General features: G+C 73.2%; 1 protein-coding gene. It reads right to left on the reverse strand.

Annotated elements, in window-relative coordinates; all coding sequences use genetic code 11:
- Window positions 1-351, reverse strand: a 351-nt coding sequence (locus MKK82_RS00070) for a methyl-accepting chemotaxis protein (RefSeq protein ID WP_243984161.1), incomplete at both ends; no start/stop codon positions are given.

Genomic DNA, 351 nt, shown 5'->3' on the forward strand with positions numbered 1-351 from the left:
CGCCCGCGCAGCCTCGGACACCTGGCGTGTGGCTGCATCGACCTGCTCGCTCGCCCGGGCGATGGCCTCCATGCCGCCGGCGATCGTCGATACCCCGTGCGCGGCCGTGTGCATGCTGCCCGACATCTCGCGCGTGACGGCAGACTGCTCCTCGACCGCCGCCGCGATCGCGGCCGAGACCTCGTCCAGCGCCCGGATCGTGCCCTGGATCGAGCCGATCGCGCCCACAGCCTCGCGCGTAGCCGCCTGCGTCGCGCTGATCTGCCCGCGGATCTGATCCGTCGCCTTCGCGGTCTGCTCGGCCAGGGCCTTCACCTCGGAAGCCACGACCGCGAAGCCCTTGCCGGCCGC

Origin of the sequence: Methylobacterium sp. E-046 (genome assembly GCF_022829625.1) — a bacterium.
Taxonomy (GTDB): domain Bacteria; phylum Pseudomonadota; class Alphaproteobacteria; order Rhizobiales; family Beijerinckiaceae; genus Methylobacterium; species Methylobacterium longum.